A 7,234-nucleotide genomic window follows, 5' to 3' on the forward strand; every position below is an offset into this window, starting at 1 on the left:
AGTCAAATAATGAAGGCCTTATGCAACAACAATTAGCCGAAATACAAAACATAGTAGAAGACGTTTTAAAATTAGCCAAAGACAAAGGCGCAACACAGGCCGAGGCCAGTATGTCTAAAGTCGAAGGTATTGCTGTATCTTCCCGTTTAAAAGAAGTGGAAACCGTTGAGTTTACTAATGACGGCGGCTTGGGTATCACCGTATACCACGGTAAGAAAAAAGGTAGTGCTTCAACCGCTGATTTATCACCTCAGGCATTAAGACTCACTGTAGAAAAAGCCATTGAAATAGCCAAACATACCGGCGACGATGACTGCTCTGGTTTAGCAGATAAATCACTAATGGCATTCGAATTCCCTGATTTAGATTTATATCACCCTATTGAACTAGATACCGACCACGCAATTCAGCAAGTGATTGCAGCTGAAACTAGCGCATTAGATATAGACCCACGTATTACGAATTCAGATGGTGCATCTTACAACGCCAACCTTGGCACCAAAGTATATGGTAATAGCCATGGCTTTATCGCTGGTTACGATAGCAGCCGTTATAGTATGAGCTGCGTAGTGATTGGTGAGCAAGACGGCGATATGCAGCGAGATTATAGCTACACTGTAGGTCGTGAAATTGCTAATTTGACTAACCCGGAACTATTGGGTCGTGAAGCTGCACAATTAACCTTAAGTAGGCTAGGTGCTAGAAAAGTTAAAACCTGTAAGGTGCCTGTGTTGTTTGACCGCGAAATTGCATCAGGGTTATTTGGACACTTTATTAGCGCCATCAGTGGCGGTAGTGTGTATCGAAAATCATCATTTTTACTAGATAAGTTAGGTCAACAAGTATTGCCAAGTTGGCTCAACATTTCTGAACGCCCACATATATTGAAGGGATTAGCCAGCTCTCCCTTTGATCATGAAGGAGTCAAAACACGAGACATGGATGTCGTGAGCAATGGGTTACTCAATCATTATCTATTAACCAGTTACTCTGCTCGAAAGCTAAACATGCAAACCACAGGTCATGCAGGTGGTATTCACAATTGGTTTATTCAACATACTGGTGACTCCGATAAAGAAATGCTGGCGAAACTGGGCACAGGTTTGTTAGTCACTGAACTGATGGGTCAAGGTGTCAATATTGTTACTGGAGACTACTCTAGAGGCGCGGCGGGATTTTGGGTCGAAAATGGCGTGATCCAATATCCAGTTCACGAAATTACCATCGCAGGTAACTTGGCGGACATGTTGATGAACATTGTCGCTATAGGATCCACACAAGAGACCCGAGGAAGTGTGCAAACAGGCTCAGTGCTGATTGATAAAATGCAGATAGCCGGTGAATAGTGCCTCCAAACAACATTATCTAATGTAAACGCAAGCTGTAAACAAAAAACGACACCTCCGAGTGTCGTTTTTTTTATCTATAAGAAAAGCTATATAATTAAATTAATGGCTATCAAAACAATAACATTGAGGCCTGCTTTATTTTGTTATGTCCTGCGGTGCTGATATATAACCCTGATAACCGTCAGCCCTTAGGGATGCAAACTGCTGTAATTGCTGCTGATTTTCAATACCAGTAATGATCACATCTATGTTTAAACCTTTGGCTATATTGATCAAAGCTCGACACATTTCGTTACCTTGATTTAACTTTTCATAGAATACAAAAGACTGGTCGAGCTTAATATAGTGAGGTCGTAATTTTTGTAAATAGTCAAGTGAGCCCATTTGACGACCACACTGATCAACCCCTACTTTTGCACCAGCAGAGCGGATTATTTCCGTCAGCTTGAGACACGTTGCAAATGAATGAATGAATACCGACTCGGGCATTTCAAACAACATTTGAGTTGCATGTTTCGATTGTTGCAAGAACCTCTCCAGCCATTGGGCAAACTCGGGGTCCTGCAAGCTATCATGAGTTAAATTAATGGCAACGGGTTGGTGAGCGATGTCTAAGATATTCTTTTTCTCAATGGTCTCCAACAAACATCTATCAAGTTGCCCACCAAGAGACAACAACTCAATAAAAGGCATAAATTCAGAAGCACTCACAACCTTGTCATCAATATTCAAGCGACAATAAAGCTCACGTTGAATGATATTGTCAGAGTGCATATCGTTTACTGCTTGCCATTGAAACATAAAATGGCTTTTATTAATGGCGTCTACCAGCTTAGTACGCCACTGTTCTCTACTATATTTTTGTGGTTGTTGTGCATCTATCCAATGACTTATTTTGCCTTCTTTAAGGGCCTGTTGTAATGCATTGTCAGATTGAGACAACAAATCAGAAGGTTGCATGTTGTCAATTCGCTGGCTAACGCCGAGGGAAAATTTACTATTGGCAATACAACCTGCCTTAGTAATTTCCTGATTAATGATGCGGATCAGTGTTTGTAAGTAGGTTTCAATTTGATGGTACTCAGATTTGGTAAGCAAAAATGCAAACTCGGTATTAGCAATCCTCGCTATCACACCGTCGGCAATGCCAGGTAACTCAGCCTGCATTCTTTCAGACAGTACCTTGATGATTTGGTCTCGGCCTTGATAGCCATATTTACTATGGATGTCTTCTAACCAGTCAAATTTTGCTAAGATAAGTCCACCGAATCCGGGCTCATGCAACCAGCTATTCATTTGTGCAAACAAATATTGTCGATTAGGTAAGTGGGAAACCTGATCGACTAATTTATCATCTTTTAATTCACTGACTTCTTGATCCAATGAAGAAAAAACTTGTTTTAATTGACCAGACATTGAGTTGATGGCACCCACGACATCTTTCAGTTCAGTGGTTTTAGGAGTGTCTATGCTGTGACCAAATTTTCGCAGACCAATTTCTTTAGCCTGCAGAGCTATGTCATGCAACGGCTTTAAAATATTATTAAGTCTGTACCTGAGGACAAAAATACTGGTAATAAATAATAATGATAAAATCATGAGCGTGTCATTCATGACTTGCCACAGCTGCTGGTAACCTAAACCCGGATGCGCCTCAACCTCAAGCGTAGCCAACTGCATCCATCCAGAGGTAATAATAGATTCCTTTTTTTGCACCCCAAACACATCTAAATCAATTAACCATTGTGGAACACCTTCAATGACAACTGGATTTTCCCATGTTTGTTCCTTGCCATCAGCAAACCATTTTAATGTAACTTTACGATAAAACCCTCCTTCAAAAATAACATTAATTAAGGTTTCAGCCGAAGCCAGATCTCCTGTTTCTACATGGGGTTGTAACATTAACCCTAACGATGTCATAGTATTGTTAAGATCAGACTCCATTTGCTGACTCATAAAGTCACGAGCTTGAGTAAACTGAAAATAAACCAAACTGGTCATAACCAATAAAAAAAGTCCAAATAGTAATGAGTTTATTTGTCGAAATAGGGTCATTGCTTTAAAACTCCAGTTTTAGCTTGGGTTGTTTGAGTTTTGCGGTGTTCATTCGCTGACGCAAATCACGCCACGCCTTAATACGAGAAGCATTTCCGTTGGCAACACTGCGTCCTCTATCTTTGTTTAACCATAACTGACTACCATTAAAGCTATATATGGGGATGAGATCCTTACGTGTGTTTGCTGGCCTGATCACGCCGTCAATATTATCCAATATTAAAGGTATGGAAGCAGGTGTAGCATAGTATGCAAGCACCATATGATATTGGTTTAGGTTGACCGCTTTAACCATAGTGATCCTCATTTTTTCATCGGAGATACCTAATTCCAACAGGGTGAAATATTTAGCAATAGAATAGTCTTCGCAATCTCCACCGTTCACGCCAATAAACTCGACTGGAGTAGCCCAATAATTTTTGACACCCCATAAATCAATATCATCAATAAAATGGAACATATTAAAAAAGCGGTTCACTTTTTCTAGTTCATCGTTTTCTGAAGAACTAGAATCTGCTTGCATTAAGTCTAGCCAAGCAGTGCCTCGTTTGGCCGCTCGTTCACCATAATTCTCTTCTAATGCCGATACTATTTTTGGGCCATCTAGTGACGTTTTAGGCTCGGCATGGATAGTAGTCAAAAAAGTCATAACAAGGATTAGTAAGGTAGCTGTCTTTTTTGATAGCATTGCTACTATAAAAGAAGGTGCCCTCATATTATTTCCTAATTATCACTGAACTTAATCAAAAGCATAAATTGTCCATTTCATGTCATCCACAATCACTGTTTCGCTTAGCTCCACAAAAATTCGGCGGTTTGTGGCATGGGCTACTTCAGTATCCGCAAATTTAGCCAATCTTTCAAACCCATACCCTATTGTCGAAACACGCTCAGGTGCAATATTAAAGTCATTGACCAAGACCGATTCTACAGATTTTGCCCGCTCAACTGATAGCGTTTGATTAAGTTCTACTGCTCCAACTTTGCTGGTATGTCCCTCAATAATAACTCGTAATTCTGGTCTTTCTTCAAGAAACCTAGCTATCGCCTGAATTTCAGAAACTGCTGATGGCGGAATGCTGTAAGAGTTGTTAGCAAATTTAATATCAACGTTAAGTGACTCAACATAAGTGGTTCGTGTGCCACATCCAACGTTATCAATGGTTGCACCCAGTAACGTGTCTGCACATTTTTCACGGGCTTCAATAACGCCATCATTGTCATAGTCTTGTAAATTTTTAAGTTGTTCAACCTGTGCTTCCATGACCTGCAATGGCTTACCAGCACAGGCAGTGATGAGGAGTATCGTCAGTCCGATCCCAAAAGTTTTTTTAACTGCAATAGTTTTATTGATAAGTGAATTAGTCATTATTAACTCCTTTGTCATAATCGTGTTCCCCCTGCCATGTAGCAGATCGAGTTACGCGTAATGAGTCAAGCAACTGCCCTGTTACATTTAATAAGCGATATCTTGCGCTTAATTCATTAAAATCAGCTTCTAAGTAATCTTGGCGGGCTTGAAACAGTTCATTTTCTGTGTCGAGTAAATCAAGTAAATTTCTTTGTCCTAAACTAAATTGTTGTTGATAAGCTTCTTGAGTGTCTTTCGATGTGATGATGTGTTGTTGAATATACTTTTTTTGTAATCCCAACATTTCAAACGCATTCCAAGCCAGCCCAAAGCTTTCTGTAACCTGGCGATGAGCACTGTAATTTATTTCTTGCGCAGCAGTAATTTTATAAGAAGCGTTGCGCTGTTGTGCCGCATCTTTTCCACCTGAGTAAAGATTATACCTCACACGCAACATGGCGCTAAAATCGTTACGATGTCCACCCACATTTGTACCGAAGCGATTTAGACCACTTTCGCCGGTGATATCATTGTCAGAATTTGCTGCCACTTCTAATGAAAGTGTTGGGTAATAACTGGCGTCGACCGTACTCTTAAATGAACGAGCAGCATTGATATCCTGCTGTGCTGATTTAATGATGGGGTTACTCTCAATGGCTAAAACTAAACCACCACTGGCGTCTTTTGGCAGCATATCTGCATCGGGTACAGGCATCACAAGTTTTTTAGGCATGATATTGGTTAAACGTATAAATTGTGTTCTTGCATCTTGGTTGTTGTTGCGCGCTGCTATCAAATTAGACTGAGCGCGGGCTAAACGACCTGAAATTTGAGAAAAATCCGCGATACTGCCCAGCCCAGAGTCTGTTCGTTCTTTTATTTGTGAATAAATAATCTCATGTGATAACACATTTTTCTCAGCTAAAGCAATAAGCTGCTCTGTTTTCAAATAGTTTAGATAGACCTGGCTGACTGACAGTGCCAAATCTTCGGCGGTGCTGATTAATGCCCATTGTTCTGCTCTGGCTTCAAACTTAGTTCTTAAAACTTCATTACGGGTGAACATTCCGTCAAAAATCATCTGCTTAAGACTAACGCCAAATTCACCCCGTCCCAATTCAGTATCACCGTCATCAAAACCTAAGGCAGTTCGTCTGTTTCCGGGGCTATCGGTATATTCATAACCGTAACCAGCCGTTAAATCGACCGTCGGCAGATAACCAGCTTTGGCTTGATTAACCTCTTCTTCTTTGGACTTGAATCTGGCAAATGACTGGCGAATATCAGGATGCGTGTCTAATGCCATCGCAACAGTCTCTTCTAAACTTTGTGCGTGCAGTGGGGCACCGTTCACTAACGATAAACATAATAATCCAAGACTGACCTTTGCCTTAATGCTAAAAGAATGTTCACTCATAAAATTCCTTATCATTGTAATTGTGATTGTCGTTATCTTTCTGATTTTAACGTTCCCGCAATGCAGCCTCATTTGCTCGTAAAATAGGATTCAATATATATTCGAGTATCGTACGTTTACCAGTGATGACGTCAACTTCAGTCATCATACCCGGAATAATTGACATGGCCTCGTTATTTTTATTTTTGATACTGGAGGCATCGGTTTTTATTCTAATTAAATAAAAGCTATTACCTTCTTCGTCCTGAGTCGTATCGGCGCTGATATGTTCAACTTTTCCGGTTAAGCCGCCGTAACGTGCAAAATCATAGGCGGTTATTTTTACTACTGCAGGCAGTCCGGGGTAAATAAACCCAATATCTCTTGGTTTTATTTTAGCTTGTATCATTAATCTATCCTCAGTTGGGACGATTTCTGTTATAGTTTCACCGGGTTTGACCACACCTCCCAGCGTATTAATATGTATAGTTTTAATGGTGCCTATCACCGGTGATAATATTAAGGCCTTGGTTACCTTGTCTTTGGTGCCAACCTGAGATTCACTGATCCTAGACAGTTTATTTTGCAGCTCATTAAGTTGTGCTCGCGCTTCTGCTCGGTAGGATAATACCGACTCACGGCGATTTAAAATCGACTCTTGCAACGCCGACTGTAATTTAGGTGACAGTAAACGTACTGCGTTTAGTTCACCTTTAAGTTCATTCACGCTCCGCTCGAGCTTATACAATTCTATCTTAGAAACAATGATTTTTTCTGCCAATGGCCTAGTTAAATCAAGTTCTTTACTGGCCAGTTTATAACTGATATCCAAGGTCTTAATTTTGGATATCAGCTCAGTTATCTCCTGCTCCCGTTGTTTTATCTGTTGACTTTGAATAGCCACTTGATTAATAAGGTTATCCAATCTACCGGCATACTCATCTTGCTGTTGTTTGATCATGACACCTGCATAAAGCGTGAGATCATCCGGATATGCTGGTACAGACTTATTTATTTGAATTTGCAATTCCCAATCGTCATGACTGCCTATTAAAATACTGGATAGCTCGGCCCTTAAAC

6 protein-coding genes are annotated in these 7,234 nt (G+C 40.4%); 1 reads left to right on the forward strand and 5 read right to left on the reverse strand.

Annotation, left to right across the window (positions count from 1 at the left end; all coding sequences use genetic code 11):
* Nucleotides 1–20 precede the first annotated feature (20 nt).
* Nucleotides 21–1,346: a metalloprotease PmbA gene (pmbA, locus tag QZ562_RS08320; protein WP_293759121.1), complete on the forward strand. Its 1,326-nt coding sequence runs from the start codon at nt 21–23 to the stop codon at nt 1,344–1,346.
* 138 nt (nt 1,347–1,484) lie between these two features.
* On the opposite strand, the gene QZ562_RS08325 is transcribed toward pmbA, so the two are convergent.
* From QZ562_RS08325 to QZ562_RS08345, 5 genes are all read right to left on the reverse strand, one after another.
* Nucleotides 1,485–3,407: an EAL domain-containing protein gene (locus QZ562_RS08325; RefSeq protein WP_293759123.1), complete on the reverse strand. Its 1,923-nt coding sequence runs from the start codon at nt 3,405–3,407 to the stop codon at nt 1,485–1,487.
* A 4-nt stretch (nt 3,408–3,411) separates the two neighbouring features.
* Nucleotides 3,412–4,095, reverse strand: a complete 684-nt coding sequence (locus QZ562_RS08330; protein ID WP_293759130.1) for a transglutaminase-like cysteine peptidase — start codon at nt 4,093–4,095, stop codon at nt 3,412–3,414.
* Nucleotides 4,096–4,146: 51 nt separating this feature from the next.
* Nucleotides 4,147–4,776 carry an OmpA family protein gene (locus QZ562_RS08335; protein WP_293759125.1) on the reverse strand — a complete coding sequence of 210 codons (630 nt, stop codon included), beginning with the start codon at nt 4,774–4,776 and terminating at the stop codon, nt 4,147–4,149.
* Nucleotides 4,769–6,175: a TolC family outer membrane protein gene (locus tag QZ562_RS08340; protein WP_293759127.1), complete on the reverse strand. Its 1,407-nt coding sequence runs from the start codon at nt 6,173–6,175 to the stop codon at nt 4,769–4,771. Before QZ562_RS08340 ends, QZ562_RS08335 begins: the two co-directional genes overlap by 8 nt.
* A 46-nt stretch (nt 6,176–6,221) precedes the next feature.
* Nucleotides 6,222–7,234 (reverse strand): HlyD family type I secretion periplasmic adaptor subunit (locus QZ562_RS08345; RefSeq protein ID WP_293759128.1); only part of this gene is annotated, 1,013 nt, incomplete at its 5' end.

The organism is uncultured Paraglaciecola sp., from assembly GCF_913058035.1.
GTDB lineage: Bacteria > Pseudomonadota > Gammaproteobacteria > Enterobacterales > Alteromonadaceae > Paraglaciecola.